This window comes from Paenibacillus sp. FSL H7-0756, assembly GCF_038006765.1.
Classification (GTDB): Bacteria; Bacillota; Bacilli; order Paenibacillales; family Paenibacillaceae; genus Paenibacillus_AQ.
This window is the reverse complement of the sequence record NZ_JBBOVT010000002.1, coordinates 34,651-56,267: the sequence shown is the minus strand read 5'-3', so window position 1 is coordinate 56,267 and position 21,617 is coordinate 34,651. Positions and strand designations below refer to the sequence as shown.

Here is a 21,617-nt window from a genome sequence, read left to right as displayed (position 1 = left end):
ATTACCCCATTCATTGGCTTTTGCCCTTGATGGCGCAATGCTGGCAGGTGCCGTATATAGTGGCGGCAGGTAGACCTCACTATCTTATGGGCGTTAAGATACCCCCGTCCATTTCAGAAACAGTATCGCATAACACTTCAATATCCTCAGCATAATGCGAAGATAAAATGATGGTAGTCCCTTCTTTGTTCAGTTCTTTGAACACCTCGCGTATTTGCAAAACGCCCTGCTTGTCCAATCCATTCATTGGCTCATCCAGAATGAGCAACGGTGGCTTTTCCATAATGGCTTGAGCAATCCCTAGACGGTGGCGCATACCTAACGAGTATTTTCTCACATGTTTTTTACTGTCCGGGTCGAGTCCCACACGCCTCAAAGTATCATGAATTTCTTCTTCTGTTATCAGCCCACGAATCGAGGCAAGCAACTTTAAGTTTTTAAAACCGCTGAGAGAACCGATGAACCCAGGGTCTTCTATAATTAGACCAATGTTCTGCGCCACAGCAGGCTTGACCGGCTGTCCGTCAATATGTATACTTCCAGAGCTAAGTTGCATGAAACCACAGATACATTTGAACAGAACTGTCTTCCCCGAGCCATTCCGTCCAATAATTCCATGAATCCGGCCGGTCTCGAATTTGACTGTCACCTGATTTAGCGCTGTTGTCTCCTTGAATTGCTTGCTGGCCTCCAATACTTCAACCTTATATGGATTCACATCAACTTCTCCCTTCCTGTATATTCATATCGCGTCTGCAAAAAACAATAACTGAGACAACACTCATGAACAGAATCGCGATTACAAGAACGCTCACTGCATAGACCGGAGAGGGTAACTGGCCCGTACCGCCCCAATCCAGATAAAACATACTGCTCCAGTTAAGTGGTGATACATAATAGATGATACGACCATAAGCCATCTTCCCTACATAAACAGAAAAGTAGGAAATGAAAGTGAATATGCCTGCGGCGATTAATCCACTTAGTCTGCCTATAACAACCTGAAAACAGAAGATGAGGACACCGATGAATATGGATACGAGCCAAAACATCCCAAAACTAATCAGCATAGCCGAACTCGCAGAAAAAAGGGTAATCACAGGGGCGCCAATTTCCACAAATGGTGTAATTCCATATTTATTCAGGCTATTGCGATTGAATGCAATTGTCTTTAAAACCGCTCCCCAATCGGAACTAAATTGAACGTGGGGAATAAGCACGAGCATAGACATTACCATAAAAAAAGCAGTATAAACAAATGCGGCTAACACGATATAAAGAAGTTGTCCAATCGCCCAATCTCTTTTGCTCATGCGGATCATCAGGTAAGGTGTATGACTATCCATAAACGGAGCATCGCAAAATAGCAATGTAGTCAGACAGCCAAAAATGGGGAATAAGACAGGGACACTCATTAAATAGGGAAATACCCAGGGAGATACGGACGTATTCACAGCAGCAGCATAATCCGAAATCCAGGAAAACATCCACAAGGAGAAGGCGAAAACTACAATGGCAAGTGAATAGATTCGTGGGGTGACTATCCATTTTTTGAAGTTGAGCTGCGCACAGAGCCATATAGTTTTGACCTCAATCATGCCGCACTCTCCTCCCGATTTGTCCGATGGTTCCATACCCCATCAACCAAATTAAACACATGACCATTCCGAACTTAAAAAGTAATGAAGCCATCGGAGACCCCGCATGGTAAGTGCCTTCCACCAGCATCCCTGGGTTCAAGAAAGGCGGAATATCCCAATATCTTGTTAGCCTTAGCCAAACAAAATAGAGAACAACTGGGGCTGTTAAAGCCGTCCATTTATTCGGGATATATGCCGAAATCCATAGGGCTATCACCGCAAACAATGCAGAGGACAAGGACAAATGAGCTGCTGCACTTAGCAAGTAGGTCCATGGCTTCCCGGCATCTAACAAAACAGCGTAGGCATCACCGGTCTGAAAGGTTGTATACAAAGGTAACTGAATCCGCAATAGCAACACATGCAGCAAAATCCCAGTAAAAGTAGTCAAAAAACCTGACGCTGCACTCACCATTAGTTTACTAATGGCGTATGCCCTTACACCCGAGCGTATAATCCAGAAGCTAACCGCACGCTCCTCCCATTCCGAAGCAAAGGTAATGGCAAAAGGAAGTAAAGGTAAGATCCCGACAATTAAAGGGATGTTTCCACTACCGCTTATGATTGCAACGGATAGCACATCCGATTGGGGATTGATCATTCCTATCGAGGTCATCAGTAGTACAACTGTCACCATACTGACGCTGAGCAGAAAATTCCAAGAAAAAAGCGCTCGGCTAAATCCGACCCTTAATAAAGAAGAAATTGGTTTCATTAGGAAGAGTCACCTCATCCCTGAAATTTTGTCACCAGTTATCGCATTGACTACAAATTTGCTATAGTCCTCGAAAGGTAACGTTGTTTGGTTATTGGGATCAGACCATACAACGGGCTTGGCAATCTGGAAAACCCACGCTGGTATTAGCTGATAAGTCTGGTCGTCTGGCATAGACACGTAATTAAGCTCAGCAGACACTATCTTCGTCCCTTCATCTAGCAGCAGCTCCTTGTAGTCACTGAACAGCACCTCCAGAGCAGCGGCAGCACCAATAAGCGGCTTCTCTTCGGCTTCCTTTGTACCTTCAATGTCAAATAAATTCTGAGCAATTAAACTTATTATTCCGTTTTTGGTGAAGGTTACGCTGATTATAGAATTCTTCATTATATTTCCGTCAGGGCCATTTGCTGTTCCCTTCTTCCATTCCCAAGGTACAGGAACGAAAGGAATGTCATCTATCTGTTGTAAAAAGTGAAATTCGTACGCCTCGTCCTCTTTCGAAAAGCTCACTTGTTCCAGATTGTCCTGATTCTTATTCTCCTCTAAATAAAGTGCGTAATGCTTGCGCATCGTGTCTAAATCAAGCGAATAGGTTTCAGCCAGTATAAGCGGCGGGAAACCGATTGATTCCAGTTTCTTTTTGACTGTTGTTAACGCATCCGTATAACTCATGAAGGACAAATCGGCCGTGGAAGCGTAATCACTCCGTAATTTGCTTTTTAATAGCTGTTCGCTCATGTCTGGAGGACCCACTGTTTTGGCGATCACATAGGGATACTTCTCTTTTTGATTGTTGAGCTGTACTGTATAGGATAGTCCCCCGTTGACATCCACTTTTTTACCGAATGCTTTTCCTCCGTCATATACGGTAAGGTATTCTGCAAAAGAGTTGTCTCCGGTTTGGACCCACTGTCCGACTGCCTGTAACTCCGATGCGACGACTTCTTTGAGTAAAAGACCTCTTTTAACCATGTCAGGATCTAATTCCAACATACCGGTTTTAAATGTTTTAGCACTGGACCTATCTTTAACGCTTGCCACATCAAATGCAATCGTAAGATTGTTGGGTAAGGTTGCAGTTTGCAAAAAGGTGCTCAGGTCTACTCCTTCCGATAGCTTATTAGAGTCAGAGGAATCTTTACAAGCAGTAATAGAAAGTAAAAGAATTATACTTATTATAAGTGATGAAAGCTGTTTTCTCATCGTAAGGAAGACCCTCCTTAGACAAAGATTATGTTAGAAATGCAGGTAGCGAGTACACCTGCATTTAGAACGCCAAAACATTCGTATTTGTGCTACTTACGGGGACCACGTACCGGCAACTAAGTAGTCGATGAAATCAAAATTAGAAGGATATGCTGACAAAGCATAATAGGTGCCTTGTCCACCATAACCGGAGTTGTAAGATAGTCCTCTATATCCAGCCGTAGATACATTCGTCACTATGTTGGTTGCATTAATAGAACTATAAGGCTGTGGCGATAAAAAATAATTAGTCGGTGTTGCTGAATAACTTGGATTCACATAAGCTGAATTCGTTGTATCCACTCTGTGTAAGTCAGTAGAAACCAAACTGCCGACAAAAGGAGGCTGTAAATAGAAGGCGTAAGAAAGGGCAAATGCAGAAGTAGGTACACCAACACCAAGAAGCAAAGCAAGAACGGAACTGACAATGCGCTTTTTCATGAGTACATTCCCTCCGTACTATAGTATTTGTCATATAATAAATTAACTTGTACTTAACTCGCATTCATCCAAGTTAACTATGACCACCTTAATTGGAACTATTCTCCTTAAATATATAGACAATCCTAATCTGTTTCTGCAACACTTTTCGCTAAAAAAAACATATATTGGACGATATTCTCAACTGTTTATTCTCATGTAAATCTCTTTAGGTGTTATTCGGTATATTATAGCCCCTCATTTTTCAGTATATTTAAAGCTCTCCGCCGGGCACGGGTTAAATATCCTCTAATATTATTTACCGGGATGTCCATAACTTGAGAGATCTCTTTATCACTCATTTCTAGGTTGTATTTATGATAGAGTAGGTATCTGTCACGTTCGGATAACTGCTCCAATAATTTAGCAATTTCTTCGTTTGTTTCTTTAGCAGTACTAATCTCTTCTACTGTAGCATTGACATCGGAAATAGATTCTATCATTTCATCTGACAACCCCAGAAACATATATTTATGTTTTTTAGCTCGCCTCTTAATATAATTAATAGAAATGTTTCTTATGGTGTAGGCAATGTATGTAGTCCTTTTGGAACCCTCAAGTAGCGATAAAGTTTCAATTCTTTCAATCAATTTTATAAAAGCATCATTAATCAGATCATCGACCACATTGTAATCGTATGTAACCTCATAGGCCTTTTTCTTCATTAAAGGGTAATATTGTAGATATAATTCGCTTATGAATTTTTTATCCTCTTCTGTCTCTAAAGTTGAGATGACATGTAAAGGAAGCATTTTTTCCTCCTTATGCAAATGAATTTTAAAATTAAATATTATTATACCTCTTAATCTTTAAATAATCTTCCTTTAATGGAATAAAAATACCAATCACTAATAAATATGATACACTGCCTCCCCCGTTCGCCTAGGATCGACAAAGAACCGAAGCAATTTGCGCCCCGGTTATTCGCTGTAAGTATGTTATTAGCATGAGTAACTTGTGATCCTAAACAAGATTTGTGATAATGAGCGTAACCTGTATCCCCCAAAATAAGGAAGAAGGTATACGTATGAAGCTTTGTGGAGTCTGTATCCTCACTGACAATGCGCCGCGTCTGGCTGAATTTTATGAAATCGTGCTCAAGGAGTCTCCGGTTGTGGAAGGACAGCATTACGGATTCGACAGCGCCCAGCTTGCGGTCTACAATCCGGGCCATGTGAACGTGGTCAATGACAAAAATATGTCTCTAATGTTCTATGTCCATGATGTCTTGGCTGAATATGACCGTCTAAAGCAAGCTATCCCCGGCATCGGGATTACCTCTCCACCTGAGCGCAGACCGTGGGGCGCCTACTCCTTCTGGTTCCTTGATCCTGACGGGAATACGGTAAGCTTCATTGAAAAAAAGGAGCTTGAAGGCTAGATCTATACAGCGATATACCAGTATACACCGTACTTATCGACGACTTCAGCACAGCAGGAGCTCCAGGGAAGGGCGCCTAACGGAACTAGCACCGTGCCGCCCTTCACTAGCATTTCGTATGCCTTCTTCACTTCTTCTTCACGCTCGAAGTTAATCCCATAACTCATAGTTGGGCGTGATTCCGCTAATGATGATGAGAGCATAATTCTAACTAAGTTATCATTGTGTGATTCGCTGACAGCAAATATTTCTTGTCCATCTCTAAGTAATGATGCGTGCATAAATGTGCCATCCGGGAATTTCTCATGGTTCCCCAGGTTAAGTCCAAAGGCTTCTGAATAAAACGCTACAGCTTCACTGGTATTTTTGATGTATAAGGTTGCTCCTAGTTTCATGTTGTAGACTCCTTATTATATTTAATTCCTCTCCCCACCAAAAACCTCAACCATCATTAACGCACCTATTTTATAACCTTGGATAAAAGATAAAGCCGAATGCAGCGAGCAGGATTCACTATGTAGCTCCAGTAGCCCCTCGACCTGATCAAAATCCTCTTGGGGTAATCTTTCTTTAAGCATCTCTAATGAATCAATAATCCGCTGATTGATCCTTCGCGATTCTGGATCGTTTGGCTTCATCCGCTCATTGGGACGCAAACTCCCATAATACAAATCCTCCAAAATCATGATTATCAGGCCTCCCTTTGCATGTGATCCGAATACTTGTGGACAATAGTGATCCCTCCCCATCAAGTTTAACTGATAAAGTGGGTATATATCGTTTTTTATGCAGTATTCGCATAGAATCACAGCCTCAACAAAAACAAGCCCATATTCCAATGTTTAAAGGACATTAAATATATAGCTAATGCGTGTGCTTCATTAAGCTAACGGACAGTTTAACGCAACAATAATCAACGAAAAACGCGGACAGGATCTGCCCGCGTTTTAAGTAATCCGGAATTAAATGCCTTCAACGATACGCGTAGAGCGTAGCGATACTTGCTCTAATAACTCGTCTTCATCAATCGTGAGCAACTGACGGCCTTGCATTAACACTTTTCCGTTAACGATGCTGGTGTCCACATCCGCTCCGTTAGCGCAGTATGCGAGCAATGAATGGAGGTTGTGCACTGGCTGCAAGTGGGGTTTTCTCATATCAATCAAGATGATATCTGCCTTCTTCCCGATTTCGAGTGTGCCCACCTCATGGGCAATGCGGAGCAATTCCGCACTTCCGGCCGTCGCCATGCGAAGAGCATCCTTCGCGGGAAGCTTCGTAGGGTCCCCGTAATCCAACTTTTGCAGCCATGTTGCAGCCCGGATCTCCTCGAACATATCTAACGTGGTGGCGCTGCCCGCCCCATCCGTGCCTAAACCAATGGTAATCCCTTGGTCAGCCATATCCTTGATCGGCGCTATGCCGCAGCCAAGTTTGAGATTGCTCACTGGATTATGGGACACGCCACCCCGCATACCCTTTAAATACCCAATATCACGACGATTTAGATGCACGCTATGTGCGAGGAGCACATGTGCTTTTTCAAACAAACCGAGGTGATACAAATATTCAGTTGGGGTCTGATTATACTTTTCCCGAATCTGAATGACTTCCTCTTTCGTTTCGGCCAAATGAGTATGTACGGGAATGTTCTCCTGCTCCGCCAAGTCGATAAGCTCTCTAAATGGCTGCGGAGGAACTGTGTAAGGGGAATGCGGACCCAGCATGGTCGTGATTCTGCCTTCTGCTGCACCGCTCCAGTGACGAACGAGATCGAGCGCCTCGGACATTCGCTGCCCTCCGTCATTATCGAGGAAAACCAAACCCCGCGTTAAAGAAGCCCGCATACCGACCTCTTCTACCGCTGCCGCGATTTCATTCATGTGGATGTACATGTCGGCGAAAGCAGTCGTACCCGATTTAATCATTTCCGCCATCGCGAGCTTCGCTCCCCAATAAATATCCTCTGGCGTCATGCGTGCTTCAGCAGGGAGCATTTTCTGGTTCAACCAATCCATAAGCTTCAAATCGTCGGAAAACCCCCGCAACAAGCTCATAGGTGTGTGTTGGTGAGCGTTGATTAGCCCAGGCATTGCTGCCTTACCCTCGCCATGAATGACCACATCTGCCCCAGTAGATATGATGGACTGAATGTCCGTTATGCGGTCCCCATCGATGAGAATATCTCCGATATAGGGCTCCTCGTTCCCCATGGTTAAAATGGTCGCGCCTTTGATTAACGTCTTCATCGTGACAGCCTCCTTTTCTAGGGTTTATACTAAACCTTAACGTTGAGTGAGGGTCAAGAACATAAAGGGGTCTATCTCATGAAAATAAAAGAAGTCGCTGATATGCTGAAAATATCGCAGCGTGCTATTCGGTTCTACGAAGACAAAGGTCTCATTGCTCCTTCCAAACAAGCTGACAATCAGTATCGGATGTTTGACGAAGAAGACATTTGGCGCTTGCAGACAATCATTGCACTCCGGGAATTAGGAATGCCGGTTAGTGACATTAGGACTGCACTATTGGATATTGAAGCCAAAGGAAACAGTCAATTACGATATTTGTTGGAACTCCAGCGATCCGTCATGTTCACCAAGTGGGTCGAAATGCAGCAGATTATCGAGACAACAGACCAAATGATTGAAACCCTCAAGAATGACCATACCCTTCCGCTTGACGACATTTACATTCTGGCGGAGGGCTCGAGAAGACTTAGGGAACAACGGACATGGAAGGATAAGTGGGGGTATGACCGCTTAGCCGGCGTCCACGATCAATTGGTTCAAGAGGACAAACGGAAATATGGGGACTATGATGAGGCGCTGCGACTTGTAGTGAAATGGGTTTCGCCCATCCATGGAGAACGGGGCTTGGATATTGGAACGGGTACGGGAAATTTAGCCGGTCAACTGATCCATGAAGGCGCGATTATGGCTGGGGTAGATCAGTCCAACGAAATGTTAAAGGAGTGCCAGCGTAAATTTCCAGAGATGGAGACCAAGCTTGGCAATTTCCTGGCATTGCCGTACCTTGACGGGAAATTTGATTTTATTGTTTCGAGCTTTGCCCTGCATCATCTGACGAGTGACCAAATGCTGCTCTCTATTCAGGAGATGCGCAGGGTATTAAAACCTCACGGACGGATCTGCATCGCGGATTTGATGATTGACGGGGAAGGAGACACAGCGCCTGAAGGTGATGAGGATTCTATTCTACTCCCCAAGCTCATTGATTTATTAGAAGATAGCGGATGCATCACGAAGCACCTTAAAGTAAATAAAAACTGTTGCATGTTGTTTTAGCAGTACCTATCCGGTAAAAATACCTTACCCCTGCGTCAAGGTTCACCGTACTGCATGTGCATGCACCCAAAGCCAGACCGAGGCCGGTGACTCCGTTCATGCGGTATAGAAACGCTCAAAGACCGCCTCCCCCAGCCCCGGGCCGTTATTTTCCAATTAAGATCGTCCACCGTACCCCTTAATGAAGATGATGGTATTTTCATTTATAAATTAGGACAATTTTAAAATATAAGGTCTAATAAAGAGTTATAAAATAATCTTGTAAAAATACTTTCTACCAAAGTTACGTTATGAAAGAGAGGTGATGTCAATGAAGAAAGTAATAATCTTGTTTTTAATAATCCTTACGGCATGCTCCAATGCTAATAATGCTGGACATTTAAAAAACAATCCTGCCAATGTAGATGTAAATGTTGAGTCTTCCTTCCCCTACCCTTTAGTAATATGGGACAATCAAAAGTATAAGGTTACAACTGATGAAAAAATCAATATCAACAAAGTTATTGGAGAAATTCTAAACTATTCTACAGATGAAACCAAAATTGAAGAAGATACTGATAACTTTTCAAACTATTACTCTAAGGGTACCCAAATTTGGTCCATTCAAGGAATCGATACCAAACAAGCTGTTGCTATTGAATATGAGAAAAACAAGTATGTTAAAGCTATTGTAGAATAGGCGAGAATGGTTAAATTAGGGATAAGGTTAGTTGTACGCCAGGCCAAGGCCGGTTACTCCGTTCGCTCCAGTGTAGAAACGCTCGAAAACGCACTGTAAGGAGGAATGGAAACGAATGAAGTTCGACCTTCGAGAATTAGCGTTGTTTGCAGAACAGACCGTATTCAAAGCAGGTGACAGAATTTCCGATTTGCGCAACCGTGAAAAAATTGAAGTGAATTACAAGGATGCAGGTAAACTCGTAACATCAGCTGATTTGCTATCGGAAAGAATTATTCAAGAAGCCATAAAGGGTACATTATTTAATGGAGAAGTGTACCCAATCCTTTCCTTGAACCGCGTTCATTTTATTGAAGAAAGATTGAGCTCGTGTGTTATTTATTGATGTTATCCAAGTCATATTGGCGAATCCTTGATCAATGCAATAATTTTTACATTTCAGGTAGAGCTGAGATTCTAACTCTGTATCTCTAAAAGCTTCTTTGACGAAGAAGTCGTTCATGACAGCAATTTTATCTGCTTTCATAGTGCTAAATGTAAAATAAAGTGTAGCAAAACCGACGAGTCTGCCATCCTCGTCTGCAACGAATTGGATACCTTGTTGTGTGTCACAAAGAGCTCGAATCAAATGATGGACCTTATCGATAGGTGGACTGGGATTCTGATAGAAGCCTACAATATAATCATACATTAATTCAGTTAAATCGTTTAAATCTTCAAGTTCTGCGGGTCTTATTATAGCTGACATAGCGAAACCTCCACAATTTGATTTCATAATCATACAAATAAACGAATAAAAATACAACTTTTTTTGTTTAATCAGCAAGAATGTACAGAAAAACTTTCTGTTACAGCTAGCGCGGTGAACTTTATCATAGTTCACAGACAAGACATTGCGCTAACTGGAAACTAAGTTGAACGACAACAGCAGCAGTCTAAGACTTATTTAGTCTTGTTCTGCTGCTAATTGTTTGGGTTATATCCGCCCCTTCACACTTAGCACCTTATTACCCAACCTTCCTCCTAAAACTAAACCGCGCCCCGCCCAGCTCTGAGCGGTAATAGGTCAGCTCCCCGTCCAGCCGTGCCGCAATCTGGCGGCAGATAGCCAGGCCAAGGCCGGTTACTCCGTTCGCTCCAGTGTAGAAACGCTCGAAAACCGCTTCCCGCTCCTCTTCCGCCAGCCCCGGGCCGTTATCTTCTATATGGATTGCCCAAGCGGCTCCCGGAACCTCCGTCTCCACCCGGATGATCACCAGATCCTTGGTATGCCTAACTGCATTCTGTAACAAATTGACCAGGATACGGAAAAGCTGCTCGCCGGGAATCGTAACTTGCAGGCTGTCGCCTTCCACGGTGAGCTCCAGGTTCCGCCGGGCGGCCTCGGGCATGAGCAGCATGGCGGCTTCTTCGGCCATGGTCCGCAGGTCTACATTAGCAGCAGGCCAATGCTCGTCTACGGCTTCCAGCCGGGAGAGCTGGAGCAGCTTGTCTACCATATCAATCAGGCGCTGCGACTGGGTGGTGATTACCTCCAGCCCCTCCTCCTGCGTAACCACCTGATCCTGAATGGCGAACACGAAGCCGTGGATGGACATCAGGGGGGTTTTGAGCTCATGGGAGATATTCTGCAGGAATTCAATCTGGTTCCGCTGATGCTGCTGAATACGCCCCGACATGGATTGGAAGGTGGTCATCAGCTCCCCGATCTCCGTCCGGTCCCCTTGCGGAAAAGGATTACCCTGTGCATAAGACGGCTCGTACCGCCCAACCGCCTCCTTCAACTGGTTCAGCGGACGCACCACCCGTGAGACAGCGAACAGCCCGATCGCCAGAATCACCACAAAGCTGGCACTGATGGCAAGCAGAGTAGTTCGCATGAGTGAACCGTATAAGGCTCTAAGCGAGGACAGCGGCGAATAGATGAAAATTTCATCGGACAACCCTCTCAGCTTTTCTTGCGCATATAGAACCTTCCTGCCGTGCAGGAGGGCAATTCCATTTTTCCCCGTTGGCGTATAGTGCAGCTGCTTCCCTTCTTCCTTCTCATTGCTGGCATCTACGATCCTCTGATCCCCATCCAGAATCATATAATCTGCGTTCATCATCAGTCCCTTGACGACATACTTGAACTGCGTGCTGTTCAGATTGTTGAGGTCACCATCACTGAGCAGCTTCTGCGCCTTCCCTACCTGTATGTGCAGCTCAGCCTTCACCTGATTCATCAGGATATCGTCGATCAGACGCACGAACAGCATCACCGTAATCGCTACAGTGATGAGCATGGCAATGCATAGGGAAAAAAGCATTTTACCGCGTATCGTCCGCATGGCTATACCTTCCGTACGGATGCCCGGTATCCGAAGCCCCACACCGTATCAATCAGCAGGGTGGAGTGGTGCTCGGCGAGCTTTTTACGGATTCTTTTGACCACATCATCTACGACCCGGACATCCCCGAAAAAGTCATATTCCCACACCTGCTGGATCAGATGCTCACGCCCGAAGGGCCGTTCCAGGTGGGAGGCCAGGAAAAGCAGCAAATCGAACTCCCGCGAGGTTAAGCTCACTTCCTCTGCATTGACCTTCACCTTGCGATAATCTGCGTCAATCTCCACATTCCCGGACTTGCAGACTTGCTTCGCTTGCACCAATGGCGGAGTCTCCTCCGCAGCAGCATTGCCCGCTCTAGCCAGGCGCAGCATAGACTTCACCCGGCCCACCAGCTCGCGCGGATTGAACGGCTTGCTCAGGAAGTCACTACAGCCCAGCTCCAGACCCTGGATCCGGTCACTCTCTTCGCCGCGCGCGGAGATCATAATAATGGGAAGTTCGGTGAAGGTGCGAAGTTCGGTGAGCAGTGCCAGACCGTCAATCCCGGGCATCATAATATCGAGAATCAGGCAATCCGGGTGTTCGGAGCGGACATGCTCGACCAGCGTGCGGCCATTGGAGAAGGAGGTGACCTCATACCCTTCCTTGCGCAAATATTCAGAGAGCAGCTGCAAAATGAACAGGTCGTCGTCAACGACTACAATTTTGGCCATCACGTAAACTCCTTTTCCATCCTTCATTTAGCTCTATCATACAGGGTTATACAGGTGGATAAAAGACGGGACTCTTCCTGAGCCCTGCCCTACTCTTCCTTACTGTTGTCCTTACATATCCGCAGACTGACCGTCACATCATGTCTCACTCTTCAATAGTATAAAACTAAAGGAGGAGTGATTATGACTCGATGGGTTAGTAGCATCCTCTCAAGCATATTGGCTGTTGTGGTTCTAACGTGTAGCCTCCATATCGCCGCAGCTTCTGCGGGCAGCAAAGTGACCATTAAGTCCATGACCGTCACCAAATCCGGCATTGAAGTCCGGCCTTACACCAGTAACCCGGCTCTATCCCAAAAAGAACAAGACACAGCGTATCGTAAGTATAAGAATCTGACACGAGTCGTGATGATAGAAAAGTATGTACTGTCCAATAAAGGAACCAAGAAAAAGATAGGCATCGGTGCTGGCTTCATGTTACCCGGCGGATACATTGTCACTAATAATCACGTGGCCCCTGCAAGCTATAATGGAAAAGCATTACGATTCCAAATCACCTTGTATGCTCAAAAATCGGACGGGTATCTGCTTGGCTCCCTAGTCGCAACAGATGTTAAGGAGGACCTCTCCCTGCTGAAGATTGACGCTAACAAGCTTCCCAAGAGTTATCAGAACAGCTATTTCAAGGATTTCAATCTGGAGCCGGCGGCCAATGAAAAGGTGACAGTCATCGGGCACCCTACCATGCCAATAGGAAATTCAGACCCCGTTAATACCAAGAGGTCCACCTGGACCCCGCTCTATGGAACGTTCACTGCCGATGATGTGGCTGTTATCCGCAAATCGAAAAATGCATCAATACCTGATGTGTACACGCATTCCATGGAATTCAATGTCCAGACCTGGCCCGGGAATAGCGGCAGTGCCGTCATAGATTCGAGCGATAAAATAGTTGGCGTGATCTCCTCCACGATCCTCGGTGAACCCCGGTCCTTTGCCACCAGTTCGAAGCTTATCTTACAATTTATCGAAAACAACCATTTGTCAGAAGCCGTTTTTGGACACGCCGCTGACTGAGGTTAGAGTTAGTTAGGTCAATAGATGAAAAGCGGGACTCATCACGAGCCCCGCCTTCTGTGGTTATAAGTATGCTGCTGCGGAAGACTGCAAGGACTGCATTATTTCTTCTTTGGTGTTACGATGATCTTGCTTGCCGATTTAGAAGGTGTCACAGCTTTGGATGCTGTTTTGTGTTTGGCGGCTCTGACTGTTTTTGCAGCAGCTTTGTGTTTAACGGTTACGGCTGTCTTAACTGCCGCTTTCTGCTTGGCTGGGGTTGTTGCCTTGACCGGACTCTTAGTAACTGCTGTACTCTTCACAGAAGTCACTGCTTTAGCGTGAGTTGATACTTTCACAGGAGTTACCTTCGCCGGGGTGGCAGATTTCACCGCTGGTGCAGTCACCTTCACCTCTTTAACTGACTTTACTACAGGTGCCGTTGCTGCGAATGCGCTCGTTGAGCCGCCCACTACACTCACGACTGCCAACACTGCGATTACTCTTCTTGTCCATTTGATCATTTCAATCACCTCTTCCTTGAAAGTATCTTCATCTTAGCAGGCGATTGCGGGAATTCTGTGGAACAAGTATGAGTAAAGTATATGAAAATGGCGTCATAGAATGTGAACGGTGGCAACGTCCTTTCCTGCCCACAGATTTGATCTCTCCATAATGAACAACGATATTTCGTATCCATTCATTTCTTGAAAAATTGCCCGGGTCCTGGTGCGTATTCAACCGCTCTTCCCTGCCCTTTTCGTCAACATGTCCAGTATTTCCTGATAACCGCTTCTTCGGGCATGTTGAATCGGACTAACGCCTTCGGAATCGGCAAGATTCACGTCTGCCCCATGATCGATCAGCAGTTGTACAATATCCTGATGAGCCTCTCCCCCATCACTCAGAAGAATAGCTTCCAGCAGTGCCGTCCAGCCAAGATTGTTGATATGATTCACATTGACGTCAGAAGTGGTCAGTAACTCTTCCACAATATCCACATGACCACGTTCAGCAGCCGGAATCAGTGCCGTTCCCCCAAACCGGTTCAGGATAGTTGTATCCGCACCTGCGGCAATAGCCACCTTAACGAAATCAAGCATCCCTTCTGCGCCCGCATAAAGAAGCGGATTGTCTAAGCGGTTATCGCGAATATCGATGTTCGCCCCTTGTTCAATCAACAATTTGAAAATTTCCAATTGATTCGTGTGTATGGCGATCATTGCAGGTGTTCTGCCTAAGGAATCTGTAGCGTCGATATCAGCACCCTCTAACAGTAAATGGGTCACACGATCTATATCGCCTTGCTGAACAGCAGCCCATAGCTGTTGATTTAACTGATCCATTTCATGGTTCACCTCCTGAGTGTTTCCCTGCCCAGACCGTTCATTACATAAGGACGAACAATGTCTACGAGCACTTCCGTCCGTTTTTGGTCCTCGGCATTTAACCAATAATGCGCAGCGCCATAGATGGCCGAACCGGTCATGGCCGCCATGATTTTGATATGATGAATGTCTATCCCATGGAGGGTATCCCCCTTCACAAATATGCTTTCTATGGTTTGCTGCAGCAGTTTCTTGATTTTGTCATCGACCAGCTTAGCCATCGGATTGGAATCTATTCTACAGATCCGGTAAAAATCCGTGATGTATTGGTGCGTCATTATGATCAACTGGTCACATATATCATCTGTGAACTCCTGTGCATCCGCCACTTGCTCAGGAATTCTCTCATGAAAAGCCTGTTCTGTGACTTCGTCCAGCAAAGCATATTTATCTTCAAAATGGGCATAAAAGGTGGCGCGGTTAATGGTTGCTTCCTGAGCGATATCTTTGATGGTGATTGCATCAAATCCTTTTCTCTGCAGCAAGTCTCTGAACGCGGTTCTAATTAACTGTCGTGTGCGCAATACCCTCGGATCTTCCTGATTTACCATCCCTATATCTCCTTGTTAAACATCAATATTCACAATGTGTTGCCTATGCAACTTTCCGCTAACTCTGCCGGTTGAACTCTCAAGTCCAGAATATTATTATCATATCAAACAGGTGTTGCTTAAACAATCTGTGAATCATTATTATGTTTAATTTAAGAGGAGGATTATCATGAAAGCTATTGCTTTGACAAGCTTTGGAATTCCCGAAGCGCTAGAAGAACTGGAAGTACCCATTCCCGAAATCACCGATACACAGGCTCTCGTCGAAATGCACGCCTCATCCATCAATCCCGCAGATGCTCTATTTCGCAGCGGCGCAATTCTTGAGGGTTCGTTGGCCGATAAATTTGCGGATCAAATCCAATTGCCGCTTGTTCTTGGTAATGAAGTAGCTGGTATTGTTAAAGAGGTTGGTAGAAAAGTCCGGCATTTCAAGCCGGGGGATCGTGTCATGGGTATGATTCCGCGAGGTTCCTACATGGACTATGTTGCCGTGGAGGAAGATCTCCTGGCCGTTATTCCTGAGAGTCTCTCCTTCGAAGAGGCCGGCGCCGCGCCTGCCGTTGCCCTGCCAGCCTGGCAAGCGCTGTTTGAGCATGGCCATCTTCAACCGGGACAACGCATCCTTATTCAAGCTGGCGCTGGAGGAGTCGGACACGCTGCAGTACAGTTAGCCAAACAGCATGGAGCATACGTTATCGCAACCGCCAGGGACTATAATCACGATTTCGTCAAAGGACTAGGTGCTGACGAGGTGATCGATTATACGAAAACCGACTTCGCCACCCAAATCACAGAGCCTGTTGACTTCGTGTTGGATACCGCTATGGACCCCGCCACTTTCGGTACCGGGTTACCGGGAGACATCGGAAGGAAGAACTACTCGGTCATCAAGGATGGCGGGACCTATATTTCAGTGGTGGCATTCGCGCTCAATGAATACCCCAAGGTCCGCGGCATTAACGCCTATTTCTTCCAGGCAAGAGCTAACCGTGCCGATTTTGAATCCATTGTCCGCCAGATGCAAGAGAATAAATTGAATATCCATATCCATGAGGCCTATCCCTTCACTGCCCAAGGCTTGCTTCAGGCGTATCGCAAAAGTGAAGAGTCCACCAAACGGGGGAAAATAATAATAACGAAAAATCTTGGATAAATGCCATGCCTGCCGGGATGGGAATTAGTAATCAGCACAAGTGGAAACGATACCGTCCTTTTTAAGGACGGTATCGTTTCAGCGAGAAATATAAGGATAAGTTATCGTGTGCAACATATAAATTCTTATATTTTGAAGAAAGCTCTATCCTCTAAGGGTTAGAGCTTTCTTCACGCATCCATCGTTCAATGATCGGCTGGCCGCTCAGATGGAGCATATCATGGTGATCTTCGCAGAGGAGCCATTGGACCTTTTTGGAGATCAGGTAGTATTCATTGAGGCGGCAACACTCAGGGATCACCTGGAGAATCGTCGCCGTCTTCCCCTCATACAGCCACAGCTTATCATAACAGTCCTCAGCAATGAACCAGATGGATTCATCTTGGATGATGTCTCTTAGTTTGGCATAGTCCTTGTCTGCAAAGCTTACACTATAATGGGGTTCTTTCAGCCGGTTCCAGCCCCAGTGTAGTCCGTGCGTATGGTGGGCCTTCTCCAGAAACCGTTCCTCGATTTCACTCAAAATGCGCCTCCACTGGTCTTTGCGGACTTCAAATAGCCTGCTCCGGTCCAGCTTCAGCGACTTGATTAGTTCTTCAATCTCTGTTCGGACAGATAGGGGATCCACAGCTTCACCTCATTTTCGGTTACATGGATTGACTTAGGCAGTCATATTGGCTTCTATTATCGTTTCTCCCCTCTCATCTGAATTACTTTATACTTGAACAACAGCGTAATCCCCAGATTCATGAAAAAATGGACCAGGATCGGAACCAGTAAATTATCCGTCTGCACATACACCCACCCGAAGACCAGACTTGGGATGGTAATATTCAGCAGCATCAGCGGCTTGCTATAGTACTGGACATGCATTCCCGCGAACAGCACCGTGGTGATTGCGATAGCGATCCAGGGGCTGGGCAGGTAAAGGGTGAGCACATTTTGTATAATTCCCCGGAACAGCAGCTCCTCGAATAAAGCTCCGGCGAACGTGAAGGATAGAATCGCTGCGGGCGAGTAATTCTGATAGCTCTTGTTCGTCTCGTCAATGTGACTGGCGGGCGTAAGCAGGGTCAGGATGATTCCGAACAACAGCAGGCTGATGGATGGAAGAACAACGTACATTGCCAGTTGCAGCGGATTTTCAAAGGATAACAGGTCCTGCAGCGTCAGGACCTCGTAAATAACAAGGGCAAAGAGAACGGTTGCGCTGATCAGGGCAAAAGCGGAGAAAACCAGCACGGCGTCTCTGGGATTGAATTTTTTTTTGGCTAGTTGCGGGGTCTCGGTTGGACGATTCATAACTTAGCTTCTCTCCTTGTCTTCCGGGTTCTCCTTCTCTAAGGACAACAGATTCATATATTTCACCACTTCTGCAATGCCCTTGCATTGAAGCATTAGCCGGGTGTTCAGCTTCTCCAGCGCAACCTGGAAGGAGCGTTCGATCTCCTGATGATCCCGGGTATCCAGAGTACTTAACAGATTCCTCATATTGTCTATGTAATAGACCGTCTTCCGTAAGCTGCTGATCACGAGGATCTTGCGCAGTTCAGCGAGGGAGAACATCCGGAAGCCATTCTCCGGGTTGCGCTCGGAACGGATCAGTCCTTCGGCCTCCCAGTGGCGGATCGCTGAAGTCTTCACGCCTGCTATAGCAGCGGCTTCTCCTATATTCATGGGCGTTTTCCATTCCGCATTCAGGGTACTTGGGATATCCGTATGTCTAATCATGGCCAGAATGTCCTGGACCCGCTTTTTCTCTAGGTGGATCTGGTATTGCTGCTCATTAATCATCCATAACGCCTGTTCCGCCTGCCCTTGCTTCATCCTTCTCATTACCTCATAGGCGACAGGAATATCATAACCTTGTAATAGAACCCGGATCGTCGTAAAAGCCTGAACATGCACCTCTTTATAATAACGGTGATTGCTTGGCGTTCTGGGCACAGTGGGAATCAGATCCTGATCCTCGTATCTTCTCAGGGTTGTGGTGCTCACCTGGAGCATACCGGCAATCTGGTTAGGGGTATATCTCTTCATATGATGAGCCCCTCCTTCAAGTCTAACCTTCAAGTGCTACGATAACATATCTTAGCTGCATTTCATATTCCATATAGGTCAGTAACACTCAAACCGAAAGATTGCATGAATGTTATATGCTTACTATATAAACATTCAAGGAGTGAACATATGGATAAAATGATTAGACTGCTAGACGGATCACAGCTTAAAGCTGGCCTGACCGGTCCTTCCGGCGCTCCAGTGCTGATGCTTCCGGTAGCCAAAGAATCTGTATACGGCCAGGAAGCGGATCACCTGCGGCAATGGGGTGTTGATCCTGAGCTGGGAGAACATTTCATCGCTGGTCTGCGAGACAAATTCCAGGTGCTCTATTTCGATTATGAGGGCCACCGGCTGCGCCAGCCTAATCCGCTTGATCTGACCGCTTCAAGTATCGCACAAGACCTGCTGACCATTGCGGGTGAAATGAATGTTAGCAAGTTCAGCTACTATGGCTATTCCTGGCTGGCGCTGGCCGGACTGCAATTGGCGATCCGCACGGATCGGCTGGAGAGCTTGCTGATGGGCGGTTTCCCGCCATTGGACGGCCCCTATGCAGAGATGCTGATCGTCACCAACCATACGTACATGATGGCTCTAAGCCAACCTGCTCCCGCTGATCCCGCAGAGACAGAGCAGAAGACCGCTGCTCCCGAGGCGACCGATTGGGACAATATCCAGATTCAAATGGACCCGGAGCAAACCAGGCAGTTCGTTACGCTGTACGATAGTCTGGCCGATTTCAGGGATCGTGACATTCAGCATTTACTGCGGATGCCAAGGCTGGCTATTGCCGGGGAGCAGGACAAAATTGTATACGGGGACAACTTCGGGGGTGTAACGGTGGATATTGCCGGTAAGCTTGTCGAGCATCTGCCTCTTCTGGAACAGTTGGGCTGGGATGTAGCCATACTGAAGGGCAGCGGCATGGACCACACGAAAGCGATGCAGCCCGAGACCGTTCTGCCGGTGCTGAGGCCTTGGCTGACCCGAAATGTATTACGAGAGAGCTAAGCCATCCGCGTGAACATACTTTGGCGCAAAAAAGCTCCTGTGATCGCCAATCGCCACAGGAGCTTTCCTTCTTTTTTTGCAGCAGAATGTGATCCTCCGCTTCATGCTTAATAGATCATTGCATACCCTGCATAATAGCATTGATAATGCCTTGCTGGGTGACGGTGTTGTTATAACGGTTGAACAGGGCGAAGCCATGCTGGCCGTTATAGCCATTGTCCCAATAGACCGGTACGGCCTTGTACTTCTTGGCGGTTGTGGTTACGGCTTTGGCATAGGCGGCGCGGTAGTTATTATTGCTTGAATCATAGGACGATTTGTCAATCGAACCGAATTCTCCGATCACCACCGGGTAACCTTGAGTCGTGAATTTATTGTACATGGATTGGAGCTGCAAGTTCAGATAATCCTCCTGTCCCCAGGTGGATTTCTTGGCAGGGTTCGTCGCTGACGCACCCCACTGCGTGATATTTCCCGACTCCTCACCGGCAAAATCCCAAGGGGAATAATAGTGGGCGGAGATCATCATTCTTTTTTCCGAGCTAGGTATGGTGGAGGATCTATAGGTGTCGGTTGGAAGTACAAACCCGTAATTGCCGGCCGTGTAGTCGATATTCGTGTTCCAGCCCGGAATCAGCAGCCATCTGGCGCTATTGTTGCCGCCGCTCTGTCTGACCGTATCCACGAAGATCTGATTGTAAGCGTTCAGGTTGGCGTAGTACGCCGGATTCGGATTGTTGTAGCTGCCGTCAAACACCTCGTTCATCGACTCCAAAATCAGCCGCTCGCCATAATTAGCGAACTTATTCGCGATCTGCTGCCACACCTTCTGGTACTTCTGCTTAATGGCCGTCTGGTTGCCGCTGTTGACCAGGAGCCAGCTGCCCTGAACGGAATTGAAGCCGTCCCCGTGAATATTAATGACCACATACAGGCCTTCATTGTAGGCATAATCCACAACTGCTTTCACACGGTCCAGCCATGCCGAGTTAATCGTATAATTGGGAGCGCTGCCGATATAATTCAGATAAGAGACTGGGATGCGGATCGTTTTGAAGCCTGCTGCTTTGACCTTTTGGATCAACTGCGGCGTAATGGCGGGGTTGTTCCACGCGGTCTCGCTGGGAATCCCGTTCACCGAAGCTTCGAGCGAGTTGCCCAGATTCCATCCGGCTCCCATCTCGCTGACGATCTGTGAAGCCTGCAACGATCTGAAGTCTGAAGTCAGCGCAGCTGACGCTTCTTCCGCAGATGCGCGGGAACCCGAGCTGCCAAGCACAACCGAGGCCAGTAATACTAAGGCTAGACTATAGACTCCATATTTTTTGAATTTGGCTAACATATTAGAACCTCCGTCCCTTCGATTGAATTCTAACTATCAGACAAGACACAAGCATCGCTATGGAAATTCCGAACATCAAAATGTAACCATTATAAAATAGAGTATTTGTGTACTGGTTAATCCAGCCGAAACGAAAGACTACGGAATCTTTATCATTTGTGAAGCCGTTTAAGTTCTGTTCTAACGCACTAATTGTGTGTAGTTCACCAAATATCATGAGCACTAAAGTGACAAGTGATAGAGCTGGAATGACTATTGATGTGATTGTGGGGGGCAGCTTTCTTAGAGATTCAATCGATTTCAACACCAAGTGTATGAGGAAAATCGTAAGCAATATCAGACTAAGGATCAACACTACTATTCCGGGATTCCCGTTACCTGATGTCCCTTTTCCAAGTTTATACTTAATAGTACTAATATCGACCGCAAAAATACAAAGTACATTTAGCGCCAGCAGGATTATTGTTGACCTATACCTTCTTTTCAAAATAACACCTCCGGTATAATGAAATCCCCCGCCCATCATATCATTTTATTATTTAGCGGAGAATG

At 46.2% G+C, this 21,617-nt stretch carries 25 protein-coding genes; 6 read left to right on the top strand and 19 right to left on the bottom strand.

Going from position 1 to position 21,617, the window contains the following annotated elements; all coding sequences use genetic code 11:
• Positions 1-79: 79 nt before the first annotated feature.
• From NST04_RS16860 to NST04_RS16835, 6 genes are all read right to left on the bottom strand, one after another.
• Complete coding sequence (locus NST04_RS16860; protein ID WP_341185313.1) at positions 80-718, bottom strand: ABC transporter ATP-binding protein; 639 nt, start codon at positions 716-718, stop codon at positions 80-82.
• A gap of 1 nt (position 719) precedes the next feature.
• On the bottom strand, positions 720-1,598 hold the full coding sequence (locus NST04_RS16855; protein ID WP_341185312.1) for a hypothetical protein: 879 nt from the start codon (positions 1,596-1,598) through the stop codon (positions 720-722).
• Positions 1,591-2,355, bottom strand: a complete 765-nt coding sequence (locus NST04_RS16850) for a hypothetical protein (protein WP_341185311.1) — start codon at positions 2,353-2,355, stop codon at positions 1,591-1,593. Before NST04_RS16850 ends, NST04_RS16855 begins: the two co-directional genes overlap by 8 nt.
• Before the next feature lie 9 nt (positions 2,356-2,364).
• A complete protein-coding gene (locus NST04_RS16845) occupies positions 2,365-3,561 on the bottom strand; it encodes a hypothetical protein (protein ID WP_341185310.1) in 1,197 nt (398 codons plus the stop codon).
• Between the two features lie 96 nt (positions 3,562-3,657).
• On the bottom strand, positions 3,658-4,044 hold the full coding sequence (locus NST04_RS16840) for a hypothetical protein (protein ID WP_341185309.1): 387 nt from the start codon (positions 4,042-4,044) through the stop codon (positions 3,658-3,660).
• A 227-nt stretch (positions 4,045-4,271) separates the two neighbouring features.
• Positions 4,272-4,835 (bottom strand): RNA polymerase sigma factor, encoded by a 564-nt coding sequence (locus NST04_RS16835; protein ID WP_341185308.1) that lies wholly within the window; start codon positions 4,833-4,835, stop codon positions 4,272-4,274.
• A gap of 275 nt (positions 4,836-5,110) precedes the next feature.
• Between NST04_RS16835 and NST04_RS16830 the strand changes: the two genes are divergently transcribed.
• On the top strand, positions 5,111-5,464 hold the full coding sequence (locus tag NST04_RS16830) for a VOC family protein (RefSeq protein WP_341185307.1): 354 nt from the start codon (positions 5,111-5,113) through the stop codon (positions 5,462-5,464).
• A 2-nt stretch (positions 5,465-5,466) separates the two neighbouring features.
• Here the strand turns inward: NST04_RS16830 and NST04_RS16825 are convergent, their stop codons facing one another.
• The 3 genes from NST04_RS16825 to NST04_RS16815 form a co-directional block, all read right to left on the bottom strand.
• Positions 5,467-5,859, bottom strand: coding sequence for a VOC family protein (locus tag NST04_RS16825; RefSeq protein ID WP_341185306.1), 393 nt, complete (start codon positions 5,857-5,859; stop codon positions 5,467-5,469).
• Positions 5,860-5,880: 21 nt separating this feature from the next.
• On the bottom strand, positions 5,881-6,150 hold the full coding sequence (locus NST04_RS16820; RefSeq protein ID WP_341185305.1) for a DUF6809 family protein: 270 nt from the start codon (positions 6,148-6,150) through the stop codon (positions 5,881-5,883).
• Between the two features lie 276 nt (positions 6,151-6,426).
• On the bottom strand, positions 6,427-7,713 hold the full coding sequence (locus NST04_RS16815) for an amidohydrolase (protein ID WP_341185304.1): 1,287 nt from the start codon (positions 7,711-7,713) through the stop codon (positions 6,427-6,429).
• 78 nt (positions 7,714-7,791) lie between these two features.
• Between NST04_RS16815 and NST04_RS16810 the strand changes: the two genes are divergently transcribed.
• Positions 7,792-8,772, top strand: coding sequence for a MerR family transcriptional regulator (locus tag NST04_RS16810; RefSeq protein ID WP_341185303.1), 981 nt, complete (start codon positions 7,792-7,794; stop codon positions 8,770-8,772).
• Between the two features lie 310 nt (positions 8,773-9,082).
• The gene (locus tag NST04_RS16805) at positions 9,083-9,451 is read left to right on the top strand and encodes a hypothetical protein (RefSeq protein WP_341185302.1); all 369 of its coding nucleotides are present in this window, start codon (positions 9,083-9,085) and stop codon (positions 9,449-9,451) included.
• 298 nt (positions 9,452-9,749) lie between these two features.
• Here NST04_RS16805 and NST04_RS16800 read toward each other — a convergent pair whose 3' ends face one another.
• From NST04_RS16800 to NST04_RS16790, 3 genes are all read right to left on the bottom strand, one after another.
• Positions 9,750-10,199 carry a GNAT family N-acetyltransferase gene (locus NST04_RS16800; protein ID WP_341185301.1) on the bottom strand — a complete coding sequence of 150 codons (450 nt, stop codon included), beginning with the start codon at positions 10,197-10,199 and terminating at the stop codon, positions 9,750-9,752.
• A gap of 259 nt (positions 10,200-10,458) precedes the next feature.
• Positions 10,459-11,781: a sensor histidine kinase gene (locus NST04_RS16795; protein ID WP_341185300.1), complete on the bottom strand. Its 1,323-nt coding sequence runs from the start codon at positions 11,779-11,781 to the stop codon at positions 10,459-10,461.
• Between the two features lie 2 nt (positions 11,782-11,783).
• On the bottom strand, positions 11,784-12,497 hold the full coding sequence (locus NST04_RS16790) for a response regulator transcription factor (protein ID WP_341185299.1): 714 nt from the start codon (positions 12,495-12,497) through the stop codon (positions 11,784-11,786).
• A 183-nt stretch (positions 12,498-12,680) separates the two neighbouring features.
• Here NST04_RS16790 and NST04_RS16785 point away from each other — a divergent pair, with 183 nt between their 5' ends.
• Positions 12,681-13,574, top strand: a complete 894-nt coding sequence (locus NST04_RS16785; protein ID WP_341185298.1) for a serine protease — start codon at positions 12,681-12,683, stop codon at positions 13,572-13,574.
• A gap of 101 nt (positions 13,575-13,675) precedes the next feature.
• Here NST04_RS16785 and NST04_RS16780 read toward each other — a convergent pair whose 3' ends face one another.
• The 3 genes from NST04_RS16780 to NST04_RS16770 form a co-directional block, all read right to left on the bottom strand.
• Complete coding sequence (locus tag NST04_RS16780) at positions 13,676-14,077, bottom strand: hypothetical protein (RefSeq protein ID WP_341185297.1); 402 nt, start codon at positions 14,075-14,077, stop codon at positions 13,676-13,678.
• 213 nt (positions 14,078-14,290) lie between these two features.
• Positions 14,291-14,899, bottom strand: a complete 609-nt coding sequence (locus NST04_RS16775) for an ankyrin repeat domain-containing protein (RefSeq protein WP_341185296.1) — start codon at positions 14,897-14,899, stop codon at positions 14,291-14,293.
• Between the two features lie 8 nt (positions 14,900-14,907).
• On the bottom strand, positions 14,908-15,492 hold the full coding sequence (locus tag NST04_RS16770; RefSeq protein WP_341185295.1) for a TetR/AcrR family transcriptional regulator: 585 nt from the start codon (positions 15,490-15,492) through the stop codon (positions 14,908-14,910).
• A 169-nt stretch (positions 15,493-15,661) separates the two neighbouring features.
• Here NST04_RS16770 and NST04_RS16765 point away from each other — a divergent pair, with 169 nt between their 5' ends.
• Positions 15,662-16,648 (top strand): NADP-dependent oxidoreductase, encoded by a 987-nt coding sequence (locus tag NST04_RS16765; protein ID WP_341185294.1) that lies wholly within the window; start codon positions 15,662-15,664, stop codon positions 16,646-16,648.
• 151 nt (positions 16,649-16,799) lie between these two features.
• Here NST04_RS16765 and NST04_RS16760 read toward each other — a convergent pair whose 3' ends face one another.
• The 3 genes from NST04_RS16760 to NST04_RS16750 are packed head-to-tail and all read right to left on the bottom strand — an operon-like array spanning position 16,800 to position 18,688.
• Positions 16,800-17,276, bottom strand: coding sequence for a DUF6756 family protein (locus NST04_RS16760; protein WP_341185293.1), 477 nt, complete (start codon positions 17,274-17,276; stop codon positions 16,800-16,802).
• 56 nt (positions 17,277-17,332) lie between these two features.
• The gene (locus tag NST04_RS16755; protein WP_341185292.1) at positions 17,333-17,950 is read right to left on the bottom strand and encodes a CPBP family intramembrane glutamic endopeptidase; all 618 of its coding nucleotides are present in this window, start codon (positions 17,948-17,950) and stop codon (positions 17,333-17,335) included.
• Between the two features lie 3 nt (positions 17,951-17,953).
• Complete coding sequence (locus tag NST04_RS16750) at positions 17,954-18,688, bottom strand: MerR family DNA-binding transcriptional regulator (RefSeq protein ID WP_341185291.1); 735 nt, start codon at positions 18,686-18,688, stop codon at positions 17,954-17,956.
• 150 nt (positions 18,689-18,838) lie between these two features.
• Between NST04_RS16750 and NST04_RS16745 the strand changes: the two genes are divergently transcribed.
• Positions 18,839-19,723, top strand: a complete 885-nt coding sequence (locus NST04_RS16745; protein WP_341185290.1) for an alpha/beta fold hydrolase — start codon at positions 18,839-18,841, stop codon at positions 19,721-19,723.
• A 115-nt stretch (positions 19,724-19,838) separates the two neighbouring features.
• On the opposite strand, the gene NST04_RS16740 is transcribed toward NST04_RS16745, so the two are convergent.
• Positions 19,839-21,065, bottom strand: coding sequence for a glycoside hydrolase family 5 protein (locus NST04_RS16740; RefSeq protein ID WP_341185289.1), 1,227 nt, complete (start codon positions 21,063-21,065; stop codon positions 19,839-19,841).
• Positions 21,066-21,617: the final 552 nt, after the last annotated feature.